At 45.5% G+C, this 503-nt stretch carries 1 pseudogene; it reads right to left on the reverse strand.

Annotation, left to right across the window (positions count from 1 at the left end):
* Positions 1 to 474, reverse strand: a pseudogene (locus tag B4K20_RS08780) (hypothetical protein); the annotation flags it as partial.
* Between the last annotated feature and the right edge of the window lie 29 nt (positions 475 to 503).

Below are 503 nucleotides of genomic sequence, written 5' to 3' on the forward strand. Positions count from 1 at the left end.
ACGACGTAAGCCCATGAAACCTAGCAGTGCAGGTGCAAAAAGCAATAGAGCGAGTGGCAATGGCACGGGAGACACCTCGAAAGAAGTAAAACGATATTCACCCAGAATGTTAGTGTTGATGGATGATCCTCTATCATCCCAGGTTATGTACGCTAAATCTTCTGCTCCAACCCAACTTACGCCATTAGCCAGCCAGGTTTGCGTATTGATGACGATATCACCTGTGTCGAAAAGGTCTGATAAAGAAAAAGAGGCAGAGTCAGAGCTCCAATTAAAAACCGAAAACTCCCCGAAAGATAATAAACCGTCGTTGTTTAAATCTTCTCCCACAAAATGACCGGTAAACGTAAATTCCCCGCCATCATAAACGGGCCATCCGGCAACGAAATTAGCCTTAACCACCGTCGCGGCCCATGTCACTTGGGATACAGTCAATAAAGCCAGGCTGAATAGCATCCACACTATTTTTTTCATAAAAATCTCCATGTCATGCAGCCCAGCCC

Source organism: Methylophaga sp. UBA5088 (assembly GCF_002414625.1).
Lineage (GTDB): Bacteria > Pseudomonadota > Gammaproteobacteria > Nitrosococcales > Methylophagaceae > Methylophaga > Methylophaga marina.